At 45.5% G+C, this 21,114-nt stretch carries 20 protein-coding genes; 10 read left to right on the top strand and 10 right to left on the bottom strand.

Annotated features, from left to right (window positions below):
* Positions 1–69: 69 nt before the first annotated feature.
* The 7 genes from lptD to CEQ32_RS21120 all read left to right on the top strand — a co-directional run bounded on the left by lptD (position 70) and on the right by CEQ32_RS21120 (position 9,105).
* Positions 70–2,367 (top strand): LPS assembly protein LptD, encoded by a 2,298-nt coding sequence (gene lptD, locus CEQ32_RS21155; protein WP_088586794.1) that lies wholly within the window; start codon positions 70–72, stop codon positions 2,365–2,367.
* A 221-nt stretch (positions 2,368–2,588) separates the two neighbouring features.
* A complete protein-coding gene (surA, locus tag CEQ32_RS21145; RefSeq protein ID WP_037421411.1) occupies positions 2,589–3,893 on the top strand; it encodes a peptidylprolyl isomerase SurA in 1,305 nt (434 codons plus the stop codon).
* Between the two features lie 6 nt (positions 3,894–3,899).
* On the top strand, positions 3,900–4,886 hold the full coding sequence (pdxA, locus tag CEQ32_RS21140; protein WP_037421414.1) for a 4-hydroxythreonine-4-phosphate dehydrogenase PdxA: 987 nt from the start codon (positions 3,900–3,902) through the stop codon (positions 4,884–4,886).
* A gap of 14 nt (positions 4,887–4,900) precedes the next feature.
* Complete coding sequence (gene rsmA, locus CEQ32_RS21135) at positions 4,901–5,707, top strand: 16S rRNA (adenine(1518)-N(6)/adenine(1519)-N(6))-dimethyltransferase RsmA (RefSeq protein ID WP_088586792.1); 807 nt, start codon at positions 4,901–4,903, stop codon at positions 5,705–5,707.
* A 52-nt stretch (positions 5,708–5,759) separates the two neighbouring features.
* Positions 5,760–6,140 carry a Co2+/Mg2+ efflux protein ApaG gene (apaG, locus tag CEQ32_RS21130; protein ID WP_037421420.1) on the top strand — a complete coding sequence of 127 codons (381 nt, stop codon included), beginning with the start codon at positions 5,760–5,762 and terminating at the stop codon, positions 6,138–6,140.
* Between the two features lie 21 nt (positions 6,141–6,161).
* The gene (locus CEQ32_RS21125) at positions 6,162–6,986 is read left to right on the top strand and encodes a symmetrical bis(5'-nucleosyl)-tetraphosphatase (protein WP_047535502.1); all 825 of its coding nucleotides are present in this window, start codon (positions 6,162–6,164) and stop codon (positions 6,984–6,986) included.
* Between the two features lie 97 nt (positions 6,987–7,083).
* On the top strand, positions 7,084–9,105 hold the full coding sequence (locus tag CEQ32_RS21120) for a methyl-accepting chemotaxis protein (protein ID WP_088586791.1): 2,022 nt from the start codon (positions 7,084–7,086) through the stop codon (positions 9,103–9,105).
* A 245-nt stretch (positions 9,106–9,350) separates the two neighbouring features.
* On the opposite strand, the gene CEQ32_RS21115 is transcribed toward CEQ32_RS21120, so the two are convergent.
* From CEQ32_RS21115 to rplU, 7 genes are all read right to left on the bottom strand, one after another.
* Entirely contained in the window at positions 9,351–9,767 is a 417-nt protein-coding gene (locus tag CEQ32_RS21115) for a DUF3718 domain-containing protein (protein WP_037421428.1), read from the bottom strand.
* A 196-nt stretch (positions 9,768–9,963) separates the two neighbouring features.
* Entirely contained in the window at positions 9,964–10,446 is a 483-nt protein-coding gene (gene folA / locus CEQ32_RS21110; RefSeq protein ID WP_037421431.1) for a type 3 dihydrofolate reductase, read from the bottom strand.
* 22 nt (positions 10,447–10,468) lie between these two features.
* The gene (locus CEQ32_RS21105; protein WP_037421434.1) at positions 10,469–10,942 is read right to left on the bottom strand and encodes a threonine/serine exporter family protein; all 474 of its coding nucleotides are present in this window, start codon (positions 10,940–10,942) and stop codon (positions 10,469–10,471) included.
* Positions 10,939–11,700 carry a threonine/serine exporter family protein gene (locus CEQ32_RS21100; protein WP_037421437.1) on the bottom strand — a complete coding sequence of 254 codons (762 nt, stop codon included), beginning with the start codon at positions 11,698–11,700 and terminating at the stop codon, positions 10,939–10,941. Before CEQ32_RS21100 ends, CEQ32_RS21105 begins: the two co-directional genes overlap by 4 nt.
* A 27-nt stretch (positions 11,701–11,727) precedes the next feature.
* The gene (gene cgtA, locus CEQ32_RS21095; RefSeq protein WP_037421441.1) at positions 11,728–12,894 is read right to left on the bottom strand and encodes an Obg family GTPase CgtA; all 1,167 of its coding nucleotides are present in this window, start codon (positions 12,892–12,894) and stop codon (positions 11,728–11,730) included.
* A 213-nt stretch (positions 12,895–13,107) separates the two neighbouring features.
* Positions 13,108–13,362 (bottom strand): 50S ribosomal protein L27, encoded by a 255-nt coding sequence (gene rpmA, locus CEQ32_RS21090; RefSeq protein ID WP_007650346.1) that lies wholly within the window; start codon positions 13,360–13,362, stop codon positions 13,108–13,110.
* Between the two features lie 14 nt (positions 13,363–13,376).
* A complete protein-coding gene (gene rplU, locus CEQ32_RS21085) occupies positions 13,377–13,688 on the bottom strand; it encodes a 50S ribosomal protein L21 (RefSeq protein ID WP_011073451.1) in 312 nt (103 codons plus the stop codon).
* 273 nt (positions 13,689–13,961) lie between these two features.
* Between rplU and ispB the strand changes: the two genes are divergently transcribed.
* Entirely contained in the window at positions 13,962–14,933 is a 972-nt protein-coding gene (gene ispB, locus CEQ32_RS21080) for an octaprenyl diphosphate synthase (protein ID WP_037426181.1), read from the top strand.
* A 76-nt stretch (positions 14,934–15,009) separates the two neighbouring features.
* Here the strand turns inward: ispB and ung are convergent, their stop codons facing one another.
* Positions 15,010–15,675, bottom strand: coding sequence for a uracil-DNA glycosylase (gene ung, locus CEQ32_RS21075; protein WP_088586790.1), 666 nt, complete (start codon positions 15,673–15,675; stop codon positions 15,010–15,012).
* Positions 15,676–15,835: 160 nt separating this feature from the next.
* On the opposite strand from ung, the gene CEQ32_RS21070 reads away from it, so the two are divergent.
* Together CEQ32_RS21070 and CEQ32_RS21065 are read left to right on the top strand one after the other, a co-directional pair.
* Positions 15,836–16,396, top strand: a complete 561-nt coding sequence (locus tag CEQ32_RS21070) for a Tfp pilus assembly protein FimT/FimU (protein ID WP_037421445.1) — start codon at positions 15,836–15,838, stop codon at positions 16,394–16,396.
* Between the two features lie 70 nt (positions 16,397–16,466).
* Positions 16,467–16,784 (top strand): DUF3144 domain-containing protein, encoded by a 318-nt coding sequence (locus CEQ32_RS21065; RefSeq protein WP_037421448.1) that lies wholly within the window; start codon positions 16,467–16,469, stop codon positions 16,782–16,784.
* Between the two features lie 415 nt (positions 16,785–17,199).
* Here the strand turns inward: CEQ32_RS21065 and CEQ32_RS21060 are convergent, their stop codons facing one another.
* Complete coding sequence (locus CEQ32_RS21060; protein WP_069454374.1) at positions 17,200–19,356, bottom strand: S46 family peptidase; 2,157 nt, start codon at positions 19,354–19,356, stop codon at positions 17,200–17,202.
* A gap of 218 nt (positions 19,357–19,574) precedes the next feature.
* Complete coding sequence (locus tag CEQ32_RS21055) at positions 19,575–20,750, bottom strand: aromatic amino acid transport family protein (RefSeq protein ID WP_181382092.1); 1,176 nt, start codon at positions 20,748–20,750, stop codon at positions 19,575–19,577.
* Positions 20,751–21,114 lie beyond the last annotated feature (364 nt).

Here is a 21,114-nt window from a genome sequence, read left to right as displayed (position 1 = left end):
GCACTTGTAGTTTGCAACTTTCCCCGTCGATACTTGTCCAGACTAAGAAATCATTATTATTGACCTAAGATGCAGATCCGTTACCTTCTGGCCTTGAGCCTGTTACCTAAATTAGTCCTGGCAGACGAATCTCCCGCAACCTCAGCATCACAATGCCTAATCGAACCGCCAGTACCTCGTATCGTATCTCAACCGGGGTTGAGTGCGGCTGAACAAGCAAAAATTCGAATAGCTTCAGACCGCTCAAAAGCTGAAATGGGTAAGCAAGCGATTTTTACCGGTGATGTGGTCTTCAGCCAAGGCGATAGACACATCGCTGCCGATGAAGCCATCCTCGATCAAGCCACAGAACAATTTGATGCTAATGGCAACTTAGTCTTCCAAGACAGCAATTTTACCGTTACCGCAGACTCGCTACAGGCGCAAATGCGCAGCAATCGTGCCACCCTCAAAGGCGCACAGTATTGGCTGCACGGGCAACAGGTGCACGGTGATGCAGAAAAACTGCAAATCACCATAAACAACAACCTGATTTTAACCAATACGAACTTTACCACCTGTCCGCCTGACAACGTCTCTTGGTTGCTTGAAGCCGAAAAAATTAAGATCAACAGCGAAGAAGAATGGGGCGAGATCTGGAATGCCAAGCTGCGAGTGGCCGATATTCCGGTGTTCTACATCCCTTATATGACGGTTCCGGTTTCAGACAAACGTAAAACAGGCTTCCTCTATCCAAGCTTTAGCACCAGCACCACCAACGGTTTTGAGGTGTCAGCGCCCTACTATTGGAATATTGCACCGGAATACGACCTGACATTTACGCCAAACTATATGACTAACCGCGGGTTATTCACTAAAACTGAGTTTCGTTATCTCGCGGGTGAAGCTCAAAATGGCCGTTTGAATTTTGAATATCTAGGCAGTGATCGAATGATCGGCGGCAGCCCAAATCGTTACCTGTATAACTGGCAACACCAGGGAGCTATCGATAAAAACTGGCGAGTATTGACTAACTTTACTGAAGTTTCGGATAACAACTATTTCAACGACTTAAAGTCTGATGTTAACCGTGCGACCGATAACCAATTATCACGGATTGGCGAAGTCAGTTACTTCGAACGTGATTGGGATATCAGCACTCGGGTGCAGGATATTAAAGTTCTGGGCGAAGATGAAAAGCCATACCAAGTGATGCCACAGGTTAACTTTAACTACCGTGCCGCCGACTTTTGGAACAACTTGGACTTTGGTTTTAACTCAGAGCTGACCAATTTTGCCCACCAAGATGACGATGTAAACACGGCAACCCGTTTGCATATGGCACCCAGCCTAACACTGCCAATCCATGGTCCTTCAGGCTCACTGACTAGCCAATTAAAGTTAATGCAAACTAACTATTGGCAGGACAAAAATAACACTAAATTTGATACCTTAGATGACACTGTGAGCCGTACCATTCCTCAGGTGCGTATCAACGGACAAATCAACTTCGAACGTTTTACCGAAATATTTGAGCAAAATTATCGCCAAACACTCGAACCTCAATTCCAGTATCTGTATGTAGGTTATGAGGATCAACGGGGTATTGGTATTTACGATACCGCCCAATTGCAGGACGACTACTTTGGTCTATTCCGAGATCGCCGCTTCTCTGGCCTTGACCGTATCGCCGATGCCAACCAAGTGACTCTTGGTATTACAACTCGTTTCTTCGATGACCATAACCAAGAAGCGACCAAATTCAGTCTCGGACAAATCTTCTATCTTCAAGACAGTAAGCTAGGCTTCGAAGATAATATTTTTGAGCAAAATCAATCAACTTCAGTATTGGCGGCCGAGTTAGATACTCGTTTAAGCCAAGACTGGTATTTAGGCGCGGCCATTCAGTACGATACCAACACCAGTGACAATAAAAAGACCGAAGTCACCTTAGACTTCCGTCCTGAAGCCAACAAACTACTGCAATTAAGCTATCGTTATGTACCCGATCTACTGAACTCCAACACTAACGATTTGGTTAATATCTCCCAAGCAGGTGTTCGCGGAGCTTGGCCTATCAATGACAGCCTCTATTTTGTTGGCAACTGGTACTATGACCTCAACGAGAGTCGTAGCATAGAAACCTATACAGGTTTCCAATATGAATCATGCTGTTATGCAATCCGCCTCAGTTATCACTATCGCATTAAAACCAACTACGATGACAACATCGGCTCAGCCATTATCGATGAGCGCGAGCAATTTGAACGTGGTGTGTACCTCAACTTAGTCATCAAAGGGCTCGGTGGTTCTGGTCCATTAGGTGTAACGGATATGCTCAATGATGGTCTGTTTAACTACAGAAAACCGCTTTATCTGAGGAATTAGCAAAGAATTGTGGTAGATTGCTGAACCTCAACAAGGACTGAGAGTCCAAACAAGTTAATGAAAGCTGTGCGTTCACCCAATAACTGAATTGAGTGACGCATCTTTTAAGAGTTACCAACAAAAGAACATTTAGGCAACTCACTGTAATTTCGATATAAATGGTAAAGTTAACTTAAATAAGCCGTCGAATCTGACCTTAGAACGTGCCAAGGATTTTGTGGATGAAACCCAGTAAACATCTGATTTTTGCTTTATTTGCACTCGCTATCAGCCAGCCAACCATGGCAGCTCCCCAGCCACTCGACCGTGTTGCCGTTCAAATCAACGACGGTATTGTGCTCGAAAGTGAAATCACCAATATGATTGACACGGTTAAAGCCAATGCTAAGGCCGCGAATCAATCGTTACCCTCCGACAGTGCACTGCGCACCCAGGTTATCGAGCGATTAATTTTGACTCGTCTGCAATTACAAATGGCGGATCGCATTGGTCTACATATTGGTGACCTACAGTTAGACCAAGCAATTGAAAACATTGCGCGCGAACAAAAAATGACCGTGGCGCAAATGCAGCAAAAAATTGAGAGCGAAGGCTTAAGCTTCGGCCAATACCGTGAGCAACTGCGTGAAGAAATCACCTTAGGTGAAATCCAACGTATTCAAGTACAACGCCGTATCCAAGTTTCACCACAGGAAATCACTGGCCTAGTGAAACTGATCCAAGAGCAAGGCATGAAGGACGTCGAATACCAAATCGGCCATATCCTGATCGATGTACCCAATAATCCCACCAGTGAACAACTCGAAGCGTCAAGCAAACGCGCCAATGCGGTGCTTGAACGTTTAAAGAGTGGTGAGGATTTCCGCCGTACCGCTATCGCCTCTTCATCTGGCCCTAAAGCACTTGAAGGCGGTATTTGGGATTATATGAACATCAACGAGATGCCAACCCTGTTTGCTGAAGTCATTAATGGCGCCAAAAAAGGCGATATTATCGGCCCAATTAAAAGCGGTGCTGGCTTCCATATCATCAAGATTATGGATGCTCGTGGTTTACAAACCAAAGAAATTGAAGAAGTGAGAGCGCGTCATATCCTGCTCAAGCCATCGCCAATTCTGTCGGAAGATCGCGCTAAGGCCATGTTAGAACAGTTCCTGAAGCAAATTCGTTCAGGCGAAGCTAAATTCGAAGATTTAGCCCGTCAATACTCTGAAGATCCGGGTTCAGCGACTAAGGGGGGCGAGTTAGGTTGGGCTGAGCCTGGTATTTATGTGCCAGAATTTGCGCAGACACTTAATAGTTTAAGCCCTGATCAGATCAGTGAGCCTTTCCGTACTACCCACGGCTGGCATATCACTCAGTTAGAAGAGCGTAGAAAAACCGATGCCACGGATCAATTTAATACTAACCGTGCGCACCAACTGATTTTCCGTCGCAAATTTAACGAAGAACTGCAAAACTGGCTAGACGAAATGCGTGCCGACGCATACATTGAAGTCTTTCAGCCTGAGTCTAATCGAGGTTAAGGTAAATTGACCACTAAACGTATTGCCGTTACCCCCGGAGAACCTGCGGGTATCGGCCCCGATTTAGTCGTGCAACTGGCTCAGCAGGCTTGGCCTGCTGAGTTAGTCGTTTGTGCGGATCCTGAATTATTAGCCAGCCGGGCTAAACGACTTGGCCTTCATGTTACCTTTCGCCCCTATTTGCCTGATCAAGCCCCAAAACCTCAAGCAGCAGGTACGCTGACAATCGCCCCCTTCAAGCTCGTCACTGAAGCCGTCTGTGGGCAACTTGATGAGCAAAATAGTACCTATGTGGTTGAGACTCTGCGTTACGCAGGTGAAAAAAACATGAGTGGCGAGTTTGATGCCGTTGTCACCGGCCCAGTGCATAAGGGGATCATCAATCAAGCAGGGATTTCCTTTAGTGGTCACACCGAGTTTTTTGCCCATCAGGCTAACTGCCCCGATGTAGTGATGATGTTAGCAACTCAAGGTTTACAAGTGGCACTGGTGACCACTCATATTCCACTGGCTTATGTTGCTAAAGCCATTACACGCCAACGCTTACATCATATAATCAAGATTTTACACGCTGACCTTATCAGCAAGTTTGCCATTGCTTCGCCTAAGATTTATGTCTGTGGCTTAAATCCCCATGCGGGTGAAGACGGCCATCTTGGCCGGGAAGAAATCGATGTGATTATTCCGGCACTGAATGAACTGCGTGAAGAATATCAAATGAACATTGTCGGCCCTCTACCCGCCGATACCCTGTTCCAACCTAAATATTTACAGGACGCGGATGTCGTCTTGGCCATGTACCATGACCAAGGCTTACCCGTTCTAAAGTCACAAGGATTTGGCAAATCGGTAAACATTACCTTAGGTTTACCTTATATCCGTACCTCGGTTGACCATGGTACGGCGCTCGATCTTGCGGGAACTGGCAAAGCCGATATCGGCAGTTTTGTCTGCGCCTTGAATAAAGCCATTGAGTTATCCTCAAAAAACTAAACGATTAGATATTAATGAGTAGCAAAGTACATTTAGGCCACACGGCCAGAAAGCGTTTCGGACAAAACTTCTTAACTGATAACAATGTGATTAACCGCATTGTGGGTGCGATCGTCCCCGATAACGACCATGTGATGGTAGAGATCGGCCCAGGCCTTGGCGCTTTAACGGAGCCAGTCGCCTCCTCGATAGACAATCTCACCGTAGTGGAGTTAGACCGCGATTTGGTTGAGCGCTTGCAGCATCACCCAGTACTTAAGGATAAGCTCACCATTCATCAGGGCGATGCATTGCAGTTTGATTTTAGTCAGTTGGTTGTCCCAGGTAAAAAACTCAAAGTTTTTGGTAACTTACCTTACAATATTTCAACTCCGTTAATGTTCCATCTGTTCGAGTTTGCCGAACTGATTGAAACCATGCACTTTATGTTGCAGAAGGAAGTAGTGCTGCGTTTATCTGCAAGTCCAGGTACGAAAGCCTATGGCAGATTAACGGTTATGGCACAATATTTTTGCCAAGTGGTCCCCGTACTCGAAGTACCACCCCATAGCTTTGCGCCGCCACCGAAAGTGGATTCTGCCGTAGTGCGCCTTTTGCCCTATGCAGAAAAACCCTTCCCCTGTAAAGATGTGAATGTGCTACGCCAGCTATGTACCACGGCATTCAATATGCGCCGCAAAACACTGCGTAATAACCTCAAACAAGTGTTAAGTGATGAAGAGTTCGAACAGTTAGGTATCGATCACAACCTGCGTCCAGAACAAATCTCCGTTGAACAATATGTTGCAATGGCGAATATGGTATGTGATAAGCAGGCTTAAGCAGTTAAGTTTGATGGGCACTTAGGTGCCCAATATCATTGTAGGAACTCACATGAGCGTATTGGATAACTCTATCCGAGTCGAAGTCAAAACCGAGTATATTGAACAACAATCCTCGCCAGAGGATCAGAAATACCTCTTTAGCTACACTATCACCATTATTAACCTCGGTGAGCAGACCGCAAAACTCGAAACCCGTCACTGGATCATTACCGACGCGAACGGCAAAATGACTGAAGTACAAGGTGCAGGAGTAGTCGGCGAAACCCCAAGCATTCCACCCAATACCGCCTACCAATATACCAGTGGCACAGTACTCGATACGCCTCTTGGCATTATGTATGGTACTTATGGTATGGTCAGCGAATCTGGCGAACGTTTTAAGGCAACCATTAAGCCCTTCCGTTTAGCGACCCCTGGTTTATTACACTGATTTAATTTAAGAAAGGATACTGTGGCCCATTATTTTGTTGGTGATGTCCAAGGCTGTTTTGCCGAACTCCAAAAATTACTTGCTAAAGTCGACTTTAATCCATCCCGCGATGAACTGTGGGCGGTGGGTGATCTTGTCGCTAGAGGCCCAGATTCATTAGCGACACTGCGCTTTTTTCAATCTCTAGGTGATGCGGGTAAAACGGTTCTCGGGAACCACGATCTGCATTTACTGGCCCTGCATGGCAAACTTAAGCGGGATAAACCCAGTGATAACCTCACACCACTATTAAACGCACCGGATATTTCGAGCCTTATCGACTGGCTTAGGCAGCAACCCTTAATGCGGGAGTTGCCAGAACATAACGTCATCATGACCCATGCTGGCGTGCCACCGCAATGGTCGTTAGAACAATTAAAGCAAGAATCCCAACTGGTTAGCCAAGCCCTACAGCAAAATGATTATCTCGATGCTCTCATTCGCCAAATGTATACCGACACTGCAGAACGTTGGGACCCAAGTGCTATTGGTATAAATCGGCTGCGATTTTGTATTAATGCGTTGACCCGCATGCGTTATTTGTATATCGATGGTCATTTGGATTTTGATTGTAAACAGCCACCAGAAAATTGCAGTAATCCACAGCTTCGCCCGTGGTTTGAATTTACGTCGGCATTACGCCAAAGTCACACCTTAGTGTTTGGACATTGGGCTGCATTGATGGGAAAAGTGAAAGATCCTAAGTTAAAAGCACTCGATACAGGCTGTTGCTGGGGAGAACACCTCACCCTATGGCATCTTGAAAAAGACCAAAAAATTACCCAAAAAAAGTTAAAAAAGAGTTAAACTAACCTTAACTTTGGTCGATAAACGACAGTGCGTCTAAGCCCTGAATTTAATAATCTTTTCATTCGGAATAATATAATAATAACCGGAGTATCCTATGAAAGTTAATGTAGCCACCCGAGTCATTGGCGGGTTTAGCATAGTCACGCTTTTACTTGTGTTGTTAGGATTTACCTCTTACCTGACGAACATTAGCCTCAAAGATAGTTCGGCGATGATGCAAGAACTCAGCCTGCCAGCCCTAAAATCGACCAATCATTTAACCGAGTCCCTGAGTGAGCAACAGCGTCAAGTATTAATCGCTTACCATGCCCCAAAATCCCGGCTCATTCCCGATATCCGTAAAGTATTTAACGACCATAGCGCCCAGTTTAAAAATGAGATCAGCAATCTCAACCAGCTTGTTCAAAAGCAAAACAACTTGTCATCATTGATTTCTCAATTAAATACAAGCTTTTCTACCTTTGAGCGGGATAGTTTGGCCATGCTTACCGAGCGAGAAGCCGCGTTAAGCAAACAAGAACAGCTTATCAATTTAAAAAAGAAACTCGAAAATGCCGCCGATGATGCCTCATCGGTACTGCTCGATATTATCGATTTAGAAAATAGCCAAAACCCTGATGCCCAGAGTCTTGCAGCTTCAGCCAGTGCAATTGATAGCAGCATGGGGAATATCATCACCACCATTGCTGATTTGGTGACAAACGAAGAAATGAGTAAACACGAACTCATTTCCAAGGAACTTGATTACATTCTTAGCGAAAGCAAAAATAAGCTCGAATACGTTAACCGCCATGCGCAGGGTATTATTGAAGCTGATACCTTAGAATCGATTAACCAAGATATTAAAAAAGTACTGGCACTCCTCGAAGGCTCAGATTCTATGGTGCAACTCAAAGCGAGCCAGCTGAACCACGCACTGGCGGCATCGAATCAACTCAGCATTATTGAGAAAGACGCTAAAATCATCGATCGTAACATGGAAGAAGTGAGCAATAATATCGAAGCGGTTGCGGCACAAATGAGCCAAGAAACCATTGCTCAAATTGATGCAGCAAGTATCCGCACTATGATTGTGGTGCTTATCGCAATTGTTGTCGCCGTTATTATCAGCTTTGCCGTAGTCACGCCCCTAAAACGCTCGCTGAACCAAGTAAACAATGCGCTGAATGTGCTCGCTTCAGGTAATTTAACCCACAAATTAGATGATTCAGGTCACGATGAGTTTGCTGAACTTGCCAAAAACTGTAATCGCTTGGTCTATAGTTTACGCGGCTTAATTGCGGGTATTTTAGATCGTTCAAACCAGCTTGCCGCCGCAGCTGAACAGACCTCTGCAATCACCGCACAAACCACCACGGGTATCCAAGAACAAAAGAATCAAGTCGATCAAGTGGCTACCGCAACGACAGAATTAAGCTCCAGCGCGCAACAAGTGTCGATGAGTGCCGATGATGCCCTCGCACAAATTAAACAAGCTGATCAAGAAGCTAAGCATATGCGTGCTATTGCCGAGGAAAATAAACACACCATTCTGGCCTTAGCGGAAGAAGTGGCTAAAGCAGGCCAAGTGATTAACAAGGTCCAATCGGATAGCGCCTCAATTGGCTCGATTTTGGATGTGATCCGCGGTATTGCCGAACAGACGAATCTATTGGCATTGAACGCGGCCATTGAAGCCGCGCGGGCGGGTGAACAAGGCCGTGGCTTTGCGGTCGTCGCCGACGAAGTAAGAAGCCTAGCATCAAGAACCCAAGTCTCGACCCGTGAAATTCAACAAATGATTGAGGTACTACAGCAAGGGGCACAGCAAGCAGTGGCTGCGATGGATATGGGCCGTGCCCAAGCCAATGCCTGCGTAGCAAAAACAGAACAAGCCAACCTTGCCCTAGAGACCATCAGCCAGTCGGTGCATAAAGCCTATGATGCAGGCACTCATATTGCCCACGCCGCGCAGGAACAAAATTTAGTAAGCCAACAAGTGTCTGAAAAGCTAGAACATATTGCAGCAATTTCGGAAGAGACCGCGATTGGCGCAGATCAAACCGCCCAATCAAGCCACCAGGTGGCTAAGCTTGCCGAAGAGCTACAAGCTTCTGTCGGTGAATTTAGAGTGTAAGCAAACACTCAGGTATAAATAGGGTCGCTGTCGCGGCCCTTTTCTTTGGCTTGCGCTTTCCCTTGAACTAGGTTATCAGGCTATCCCGCAGCCAAATGCTATAAATGCAATTTCGGAACTCAACTTAATATTCGGTAAAAATGGCCTAAACGACACACATAAAAAATGCCGAACTGAGTTCGGCATTTTTTATGTATTATTCTTTGTCTATGTAAAAGCACGCGAGAAAATGATTAATCAGGCTATTACTCTTCTTCACCGCCAGCGCCTGCACCTAAACGCTCTTTAACCGCTGCAGTGATAGGACTGGCACTATGACCATTTGCCTCAGCCCAAGCTTGGATAGTCATGCCATCCGCTTCTGGTACGCTTAGCTCGTTGGCGGATAACCGCTTAGCAACAAACTCACCCGCATCATTCGCATTCACGGCATAGGCGGTACGTAGTAAGCTTTGGCCGTCACAACTAATTCCGCTGTAAACTTGGCGCAATTTAACACGACTTTCTTTTAATTTTTTACGTAAGCGGTTTTTATCGTTCGCTTTAACGTAATCACAAATACTCGCAACAAGCGGATCTGCTTCAGTCGCTTTAGCCGAGGTTGGCACAGAAACATAGCTAAATCCGATTAGTGCAGCCAAGGCTACAGGCATTAGACGCATCCGATACTCCTTAATACTTTCTTATAATTTTTTTATGGTTTGTATGGTCTGCGTCTATCTCTAACGATAATTGACCTCTCAGGTTCAGATAGCTCTCGATAACACAGTTATCTCAGCCTACTGGCGCCTAGCCGGTATAATACCTTCGACATATTGACAATCCATACGCACAGGGTACACAACATAACGACATAATTTAACATTTTTTTGCCAAATTGATAAAGCGATATTCCAGCCCATCAGCATTTATAGCTGCTACGGATTCGGTTTCTTGCCACTCATCGTTTTTCCAAGCAGGGAAAAAGGTATCACCTTCAACGTCTAAGTTAATTTGAGTTAGATAGAGCCTATCGGCTTGGGGTAATAGCTGTTGATACAATTGTCCACCGCCAATGACCACCAACTCTTCACAATCGCCAGCCGCCTCTTTGGCAGCTTCAAATGATGTGACACAGGTTACGCCCTCGATCAATAAATCCGCTTGGCGAGAAATCACAATATTATGACGCCCAGGTAAAGGTCGACCGATTGATTCAAAGGTTTTACGGCCCATCACAACTGGCTTACCTAAGGTCATGGCTTTAAAATGGCGTAAATCTTCGGGTAGATGCCATGGCATTTTATTGTCTTTTCCGATGACTCGATTGTTTGCCATCGCGGCTATCATAGCAATGCGCATGGTCACTCCTGTGGAATTGTTTTTATTTAATAACTGGACGGGTTCTAAAGTACAGCAAACTCGGCAAGGCTAAACCAACCGATAGTGCCCCTAGAATAAAGACTGTTTTTAGCCCATTACTAATCACTTGGCCTGTTAGCTCTTGGCTTACCTGCGATTGTGCCGTGAGTTGCACTAAGGCAATCACAGTATTGAATGCATAAGTACCTGGGATCATGGGGATAATGGCAGCAACTGCATACATCAACGGCGGCGCTAAATGACGCTTTGCAAACCCGATAGTAATAGTGCCCACTAACGCCGCCGCGGCAAAGGTCGCCCACTCAATGGGTAAGCCAAATTGCAGCATAAGTGTGCGAGAGCTATGACCAATTGCGCCAGCTAATGCACAGTAGACTAAAAAGCGTTTAGGTACATTAAATACCATGGCAAAGCCGATGGCAGGGATCGCTGAGAAAAAGGCATCGTGTAGCAAAATAGTCAGTAATTCCATCACAGAAAAATACCACCAAGTTGCATTGCGATTGTAATCCCAATGACCGAAGAAACCGTCAGTAATGTTGCATGTCCCCAACGGGAAATGCCCACGTTCATATGCCCCTTAACCATATCAGAAATCGCATTGATCATTGGGAATCCCGGCACCAGCATTAATACACTGGCCGCCATGGCCGCCTGCGGAGTCTCACTCAAGTTGAATACATAACCCGTCTGCGCCAACATGCTAGTGACAAATGCCGTCACCGCAAAATTCACCAGCAAATTAAAATGCCGCTTTGCGATCGCAAGGCGCACCGACATTCCCACTGCAGAGGCGAAAAAAGTAATGATTGAAGCCGCGACATCACCATTAAAGAGGTGACAAAAACTCGCGCAGGATAAGCCTATCATCAATATAACAAGATAAGGAGGATAGGTCTTAGGCTCGATGCGGGCTAAACGTTTGCGCACTTCATTGGGGCCATAGAGGCCTTTTTCTGCAAGTAAACAAATACGTTGTAACTCACACACTATGGTCATGTTAATGCCATGCTCACGGATCCGACGCGTTGTCGTGATACAGCGACCATGAACTAAACTCGTTAACACGAGGGAATTGGAGGAAATAGAAAGCTCGATACTTGCTAAGCCTAAGGCCTGACCTAGGCGCTGGCTGATTTCTTCAACTAAATCAGATTCAGCACCGTAGGCCAGCAAGAGTTGTGCAACCCGCACAACTTGCCGAGTAATATCATTTTGAGTATCTGCGTACACGAAACTCTCAAAACTTAGATATGGATATTATCTTTGGTAGATGACTTCAACATCGTAGTCATCATCATCAAAGTCATCGTCGAAGTCATCATCATAATCTTCATTGACGGACTCAATGTTAGCTTGATGATAATTATCCCACTTGAATTCGACTTCATCGTCTGGATTTGCATCTTTATCTTCAGGAGGAAGACTTTGGATGAAATCCCACAGCTTAGTCGCTAATTCCTTAGTACCATCGCGGCCATAGGCGGAAATAGTGTAAACCTCACCTTCCCAACCAAGCTCTTTAACAACTCGGTCAACCTTTTCTTTTAGCTCGTCTTCGAGCAGTAGATCGGCCTTATTGAAGACTAACCAACGAGGTTTGCTTGCCAGTTTTGGCGAATACTTTTCAAGCTCACCGACGATTGCACGGGCAGAGTCGACAGGATCTGTGCCATCAATTGGCTCGATATCGATGATATGTAACAGAATACGGCAACGTTCTAAATGCTTTAAGAAGCGAATACCCAGACCCGCACCTTCTGCCGCGCCTTCGATCAAACCAGGAATATCTGCGATCACATAGCTTTGGCCTGGACGTGGGTTAACCACACCGAGGTTAGGCACTAATGTCGTAAAGGGATAATCCGCAACCTTAGGTGTCGCACGAGACACTGCACGAATAAAGGTCGATTTACCCGCATTAGGCATACCAAGCAAGCCAACATCGGCTAACAATAGCAGTTCTAATTTTAAGCTACGCACTTCACCCGGTGTACCTAAGGTTTTCTGGCGGGGCGCACGGTTTGTACTGCTCTTAAAGCGAGTATTCCCTAAACCATGGAAACCACCTTTTGCCACTAATAACTTCTGGCCATGGGTAGTTAAATCACCAAGCACTTCCTCGGTGTCATGATCAATCGCACGAGTACCCACAGGCACTTTTAAAATCAAATCTTTACCACTATGGCCAGTACAATCACGGCCACGACCGTTTTCACCGCGTTCAGCCATGTGGAAACGTTCAAAACGATATTCAATCAAGGTGTTGAAGTTTTCGTCGGCCTCCAGATACACACTGCCGCCGTCACCACCATCACCACCATCAGGACCACCATCAGGGATATATTTTTCGCGTCTGAAACTCACGCAACCGCTACCGCCGTCGCCTGCTTCGACCCTAATTACTGCCTCATCGACAAACTTCATACTTACTCCTGGCATCACTGAATGAAGGAATTATACCGTTTAACTTCATCGGTCGCCAAAAAACTCGAGATACTTGCTCCCAATCTTACCAGTCAACGCCCTTAATTTGATAAAGATTTATCAAATTGCTCCAGAAACGTAGGTAAGTAGAAGCACAAAAAACAGAAAGCCCCACCAAAGGCGGGGCTTTACAGTATAAGCTAGACTCGAAAATTAAGCTTCGATGCTAATAAACTTACGGTTATTAGGACCTTTAACTTCGAATTTTACTTTACCGTCGGTCAGAGCAAACAGAGTGTGGTCGCGACCAATACCCACGTTTACACCAGCGTGGAATTTAGTACCACGTTGACGAACGATAATGTTACCAGCTAGAACTGATTCACCGCCAAAGCGCTTAACACCTAGACGTTTACTTTCTGAATCACGGCCGTTACGAGTAGAACCGCCAGCTTTTTTATGTGCCATGAGTTAGACTCCTATTATGCGTTGATAGCAGTAATTTTAACTTCGGTGAACCACTGACGGTGGCCCAACTTCTTGTCGTGGTGCTTACGACGACGGAACTTAACAATAGTTACTTTCTCGCCACGACCATGACTTACTACTTCAGCAACGACTTTACCGCCAGCCACTAAAGGAGCACCAACGTGCACTTTTTCACCGTCAGCGATCAGTAAAACTTGATCGAATTCAACAGTTGAACCAGTAGCAACTTCTAATTTTTCTAAACGAACTGTGTGGCCAGGGGCTACACGGTGTTGTTTACCACCACTTTGAAAAACAGCGTACATAGCTATTTTACTCCGATATTCCTAACATGCTGGCCCACATTCTTGGGGGCAGGATGCTACAAAAACTTTATTGACAATGGGCGCGGAGTTTACGCGAAGAATCCTTATCTGGCAAGCCCTAATTAGGAAAGAATAAAAAAAGGCCGGAATAACTCGCACATTAGTAGTGTGAGTACTGTCATATGTCAGAATTTTAGGTAAAATTCATTCTATATAACACGTGAGCCTAAAATACAGGCCGGGTACGTAATGGCCCCACAACCAGAGTCTATTATGGATTTAAACGCTATTCGTCAACTGGCTGACACTGATATGCAAGCAGTCAATCAGCTGATCTATAAACAGCTGGAGTCAGATGTCGCCCTGATCAACCAGCTAGGTTTCTACATTATCAATGGTGGTGGTAAACGTCTTCGTCCTTTACTGTCCGTCCTCGCCGCTCGCGCCGTCGACTATAAAGGTGAAGCCCACCTTAAGCTTGCCGCGATTATTGAATTTATTCATACCGCTTCATTACTGCACGATGATGTGGTCGACGAATCGACCCTCAGACGCGGCCGCGAAACCGCCAACGCGCTCTTTGGTAACAGCGCCAGTGTATTAGTGGGTGACTTCCTTTATACCCGCTCATTCCAAATGATGACTGAACTCGACAATATGCGAGTATTACGGGTACTAGCCGATACCACCAACGTATTAGCTGAGGGCGAAGTATTACAGCTAATGAACTGTAATGACCCAGATACTACCGAAGAAAGCTATATGCGGGTGATTTACTGTAAGACTGCAAAGCTATTCGAAGCCGCAACCTTACTTGCCGCGGTATTAGCGGGCGCCACACCTGAACAAGAAACGGCGTTGGGCGATTATGGTAAGTATTTAGGTACAGCCTTCCAATTGACCGACGATTTGCTCGACTACACCGCCGACAGTGAAGAGTTAGGTAAAAACATCGGTGATGACCTCGCCGAAGGCAAGCCGACCTTACCGCTGATCTATGCCATTGCCCATGGCACAGAAGAAGAGCAGCAACTCATTCGTCATGCGATTGAGCAAGGTGATGGCACCCATGCTATTGAGAAGATAGTTGCCGCTCTGCATCATTGCGGCGCGCTCACTTATACTCAGCAAAAGGCCATTGAGGAATCAAATAAGGCTATTGCTGCACTTGCGGCATTACCTGACAGTGATTTTAAAACCGCATTAGTCTCACTGGCGAAAATATCTGTAGATCGCAACCACTAAGCTGTTGTGAACAATCAATAAAAAGGCCTTGCTTAGCAAGGCCTTTTTATTTTTAACGTTCTTTACAACATGGAACTTAAACCTGCCATTGAATCGGCACTTCGCCCCGAGCCATCAGTAGTTGATTCACTTTTGAAAAATGCCCACAACCAAAAAAACCACGATACGCCGATAAAGGTGATGGATGCGGTCCCGATAGAATTTGGTGTTGTGGCGCGTTAATCACAGCACCTTTTTTGATGGCATGGCTCCCCCACAGCACGAAGATAATTGGACGTTGCTGCGCATTAAGCAGCTTTAACGCTTCCGTCGTAAAAATTTCCCAGCCCGCATTGGCATGGGAGTGCGCCTGCCCCTGTTCTACCGTGAGGACAGTATTAAGCATCAAAATCCCCTGTTCAGCCCAGGCCGTTAAATCACCATGGTTGGGAATATGGAATCCCGGAATATCGTTAACCAATTCTTTATACATATTGGCAAGCGAAGGCGGCGGTTTAACCCCTCGTTTCACTGAGAAACATAAACCGTGGGCTTGATTGGGGCCATGGTAGGGATCTTGACCAATTAACACTACACGCACTTGCTCGAGCGGCGTTGTTTTGAATGCATTAAACACATCCTCTTTCGGAGGATAAATCACTTTGCCCGCTTCTCGCTGTTGATTCACAAATGCGATCAGCTGTTGATAGTAAGGCTGCGTACGTTGATGGTCGATAAATGCTTGCCAAGTCGCCAAAATCAGTTTCTCTTACTTAAGTTACAATGCCGTTAGCTTAAAAGTGATAAGCAACCATGACAAGCTCACTGTGCGATTAATTCGCCTGAACTGCTGATAGTTCAAGTTAAAATGCCACCAATTAAGTGCTATAGTGTCGGCACTTATCCCCTATTCATTCAGATAAATGATCCGCGACCGCTTACAAGGCTCAAGTCCACAATCCGCAGGCTTTACCTTAATTGAACTCGTTGTAGTGATTATTGTGCTTGGAATTTTAGCCGTTGTGGCTTTGCCCAAGTTTATCAATGTGCAGCAAGATGCGCAGATAGCTACAGTCAAAGCCGCAGGCGCAGGATTTAAATCCGGTTTAAATTTAGCGCGTTCAGTTTGGGCAGTGAAAGTGGGTTCAGGCCCCAAGGAAGATTTGCCCGTATTTGGCACTGCACAATCTGAACAAGTGGACTTTAATGCTAACGGTTGGCCTGCCCAACACTATATTTATGGCAATGAGGCATCACCTTCATTAGATAATGTGGAAGACTGTGTCTCTGTATGGGAAGTCTTATTCCAAAATGCGCAGCCGAGCGTCTCACGACTCAATATTGATGCCACGGAAACAGACTATAAAGCCAGTTATCTCAACCCTAACCAATGCCGATATTTTTATCGGGCTAACGATAAATTATCCATTTATTACGATTCAAGAACGGGAACCGTCACAACAGACTTAGATCCCAATAGTTAAGAGTTAGCGATTCTTTCCCATAGAAATTAGGATAGAATCGCCCACCAATAAATTATTTTGAGTAAGCGCTATGACAGACACGAGCAACACCACTATTTTTGAACTTGCCGATCAATTTATTGCCTTAGCCAATCAGCTAAGCCAGCAAGAAGGTGATGTAGGCAAAGTAGGTACCGCCCTGCGTTTTGCGGCAGCCCGTTTTAATGCTTTTGAAGCGGCGATTAAATCAGCCGATTTAGGTGCAGAAAAAGACAATGCACTCGACTGGTTTAGCGCAGAATACCGTGAAATGCTGAGTGATAATTTAGACGACCATATCGCCAACCCACCCGTTATGCAGGAAGAACCCGCAGAGATAGATGATTCTGTCCAAATTTTTAAGAACTGATAATCTGCTAAGGGTGAAGTGGCACACTATTTTTTGTGCCACCAAAGCTGCAGTGATCTTCTTATCTTACAGATCACTTTAGGTGAATACATCAGCGCTACACCACAAGACATTTAGGGCTAAATTCAAACTGGATACTGCTGAATTAGTCCCTAATAGAAACCCTAAGCCAGTATCAATATTAGTTTCTATTTACTGTCTCGTTGAGTGAATGCAACGAAAGCCAGTATTTGATATTTAGCGAGCACTAGGGCGTGTGCAACTCAACCTAATGAATATCTATCCCAAACCGCTTTCCACCATACGCAGGCATTGGGTCGTTTTATCATCTCAAAATGAAAAAGCGATAAGCCCTATGGGTTTATCGCTTTTTATTGTCTTGCTTTGACCGCAGTGACGCTAATCCGGCAATGGATTATTTAACGATTTCCATCTCAGCTAAGAGATTGTCGGCACCATCCAAATATTTCATTACCCACAACATATAACGGCTATCGACATGAATAGAGCGGTTAATTTCATTATCAAATGCCCAGCCGCCGATAATGCTTTCATATACACCATCGAACAGCAGACCCACTAATTCGGCGCGGCCGTTTAAGGTAGGTGAACCTGAGTTACCACCAGTGGTATCTAAGGTCGACAGGAAGTTTACAGGCACAGAATCGATGGATTTCATATAGAAATCACCGTATTGCTTCTGTTTAATAAGCTCTAACTGCTTTTTCGGTGCATCGAATGGATCAATTCCCGTGTCTTTTTGCACTATGCCTTCGAGGCGAGTGAATGGCACAGCCACTAAACCATCTTTTGGCGAATAACCTTTTACATGGCCAACCGTAACACGCAGGCTAGAGTTTGCATCGGCGTAAACAGGCTTACCCTGCTCAAGATTATAGGCAATGATGGCATCCATATATTGCGGACGCACTTTCATCAGCTCGCCATCTAATTCTTTTTCTTTCTTCTCTTCGCTCATATTGGTGTCATACATGGCCACCGCAAATTGAATAAAAGGATCCTTAGAGGCTTTAAAATCGTCGACGGATTTTTCCATCCAAGCTAAACGCACATCTTTATTACCGAGTTCGGTTTTGGCGTACATTTTATCTAAGGTTTTAGCAAGCTTAGCTTCGTTAACCTTGTTATCGATACCAAAGGCTTTATCCATCGCAGGTAAACGCTGCGCTTCAGGTAACGCGGCATAACGTTTTAGCATATCTAAGAGTACGGCCTTATCGACACTCGCGGCATAACGGCGATCAATACGTTCCATGCTTGCCTTAAAGCGAGTCATATCACGGTCTTGGAAGCCTGGTTCACGCTGCATATCAGGCAGTTGCTTTTCATGGGCTAAACGGTACAGATTCGTCGCCGTTGGTAACATAGTGGTGCTACTGATGTAGCTTAAAATCATATCCCGCTCTTGGTGCGCTTTGCTCTTAGCAATCAAGGCATCTAATTCGGCTAAGGTTTTACCGTATTTAGCCTCACGGCTGCTGTCTTTAGCGATCCACTCAGCCAGTTTAGCTTCAAGGGCTTTACGGTCGGCCAACATGGTCGATTTGCCGTAGAACTCGATCATCGAAGTGAAGTTTTTAGCATAGTTTGCTAAACCCGCGATTTGGCTCTCGTACTTAATCCGCTCGTCACTGCCCTCTGGCGCAGTTGCTTTGATGATTTCAATAAAGCGCTCACGCAGCATTTTGCCTTCGGGATAAGCCCACTCAAACTCATTTTGAACTTCAGTCGCGGTGCGATAACGATTTGTGCGGCCGGGGTAACCCGCTACCATCACAAAGTCACCTTCACTCACGCCTTTAGCAGAGACTTTTAAGAAGCTCTTTGGCTCGTAGGGCACGTTGTCAGCGCTAAATTCTGCGGGTTTACCATTTTTAGACACATAGGCGCGGTAGAAAGAATAGTCGCCCGTATGACGTGGCCACATCCAGTTATCGATATCGCCACCGTATTTACCCACACTGCCCGCAGGATTGTAGACTAAACGCACGTCGCGGATTTCTAGCTGTTTAACCAGATAGTATTCCAAGCCACCGTGGAAGCTATACACCTGGCAACGATAGCCTTCGTCTTTTTCACACTCGGCAACGAGAGCTTTCTCTTGGTTTTCAATCCCTTGATAAAACTCACGTCCCGTTTTGTTTTCTAGCCCAGCTTTAACGCGCTCAGTAACATTAGTCACATCTTCAGTCACATATACCCGTGAGCCTGGGGCTGCGGGTAATTCATCAGCAAAGGTTTTAGCTAAAAAACCGTCCTGTAACAGGTTTTTCTCAGCAGTAGAATTGTATTGAATCGAACCATAGGCGCAGTGATGGTTAGTCACCACTAAGCCTTTGGGTGATACAAAAGATGCCGTACAGCCACCAAGGCTTATCACGGCATTCATCGGGAATTCGGTAAGTTTAGAGATTGATTTAGCATCAATTTCTAAGCCTTTCGCTTTGAGTTCATCGGCCATTGCGGGCAATTGATGGGGCTGCCACATACCTTCGTCAGCATGGGAAGCAAAACTCGCCGCCACAGCAACTGAGAGTAACCATTTTTTCATTGTCTTAAGTCCGTTTTGATAAAGAAAGCCGAGCGCTTGCGAGGCTATTTCTACGTATGATGTGAATCACTTACCCGACAGCCAGAAAGTAAAAAGTCAGGCATAGAGCCTGACTTTAGCATATCGCACGCACTTTATAACAGACTCAGAAAAATTCGCTTACAAAGCAAATACATTAACTAAGCACTACAAGTTTAAATGCGCTCAATTGCCGCAGTTTAAAGTGCGACAAATAGCTGAGCACCAATAATGATTGCACCCAACAGACCAGCAAGGCCAAGGGCAAATGTTCCGCCTGACACTTGGTATCCTTGGGGCACGGCTTGACGTTGACGTAGCGCCATCACAATCGGCAGAAAAATAATCATCACCACCAGCGGCACCGCAGCAAAGCCTAATACGGCAACAAAGCCTTCGGGCACATAGAGCGCGCATAACAATGGCGGCACAAAGGTTAATAACCAGGTTTGCGTCCGCCCCAAAAAGGTTTTCTTAGCGCGGGTGAGTTCTGCCACAAAATCATACAAACTTAAGGTCACCCCGAGGAAAGAGGTAATTAAAGCTAAATCCGCGAATAGCGAAATACATTTACTGATCCAAGGCGTATGGGCAATCTCTTGTAACGCACTGATAAGCGCAGGCAAAGAACCATTAAAGCCACTGATTTCATTGCCCCCCACAGTGCCTAAGGTCACCAACAACCAAAAGATATAACAGGCAAGCGGAATCGTTGAACCTATTAACAATACCTTACGCAGCGAGGCGGCATCACCATCTAAATAACGCACTAAGGTTGCAATACACACGTGAAAACCAAAGGAGGTGAATACCACAGGGATCGCCGCCATCCAACTGCTGGTCAAGGATTGCGCTATCGCATTGGTTGCCATACTGGAAATACTGACTTCAGGTAATAAAAACAGCACGACAACAATCAGCAATAAAATCATCAATGAGAACAAAAAGCGCGACACTTTATCGACCCAAGCCACGCCTAATGCCGCAAACCCGCCCAGTACTAAGGTGAATAACACCACCGCAAGTTGGTTATCTAACACGATATCAAACATATTTTGCGCTTTGAGCACTAATAGCGATGAGCCTCCTGTTAGATACGCCGCCGTTAAGGCAAAGAGTAAGCTAAGGAACGATGCGCCTTGCACCATTTGGCCTTTCTTACCGAGTAATTTGCCAGTAATCGCATGGACATTATCGCCCACACCAGAACGAAGGTTAATCTCAAGCATTAACAATGAGGTATAGGCTGACAGCCCCCAAATAACCACCATCAATAAAATAGCGGGGATCATACCTAACGCAGCCGTGGCTAAGGGTAAGGCTAACATTCCCGCGCCAATGGCGGTTCCCGCGACGATGGCTATCGAGCCTAACATTTTTGAATTCACACAATTATCCTGTTCAAGTATTAATTATTTTTTTAAGGTTTTTGAGTAGATTTGAAGGATAAAGCCTTGCGCACTCTGTGATTAAGCCAACAGCAATCTCAAACGAAAAGCGTCACTAAACTTAAAGCATCCAATCCGATCTCAATAGAGCAGATCAATTGGCCCCAATAGCTTTTGAATATTTCAACCCAGTAGCCATTGAGGCTAACTAAATCGTTTGCAGAAAAGTGACATTAATTTCAACCGTGATTGCCTTAGCAAAACAGCGACAACGCGCGTAATAGAAGATAGCTAGGGACATTAACAGAGCCAATCCCAGTGGGCAAGCCAGTTGTGAACAAAGATAGAAGGC

The organism is Shewanella sp. FDAARGOS_354, from assembly GCF_002209245.2.
Lineage (GTDB): Bacteria > Pseudomonadota > Gammaproteobacteria > Enterobacterales > Shewanellaceae > Shewanella > Shewanella xiamenensis.
This window is presented reverse-complemented; position numbering and strand designations above follow the sequence as displayed.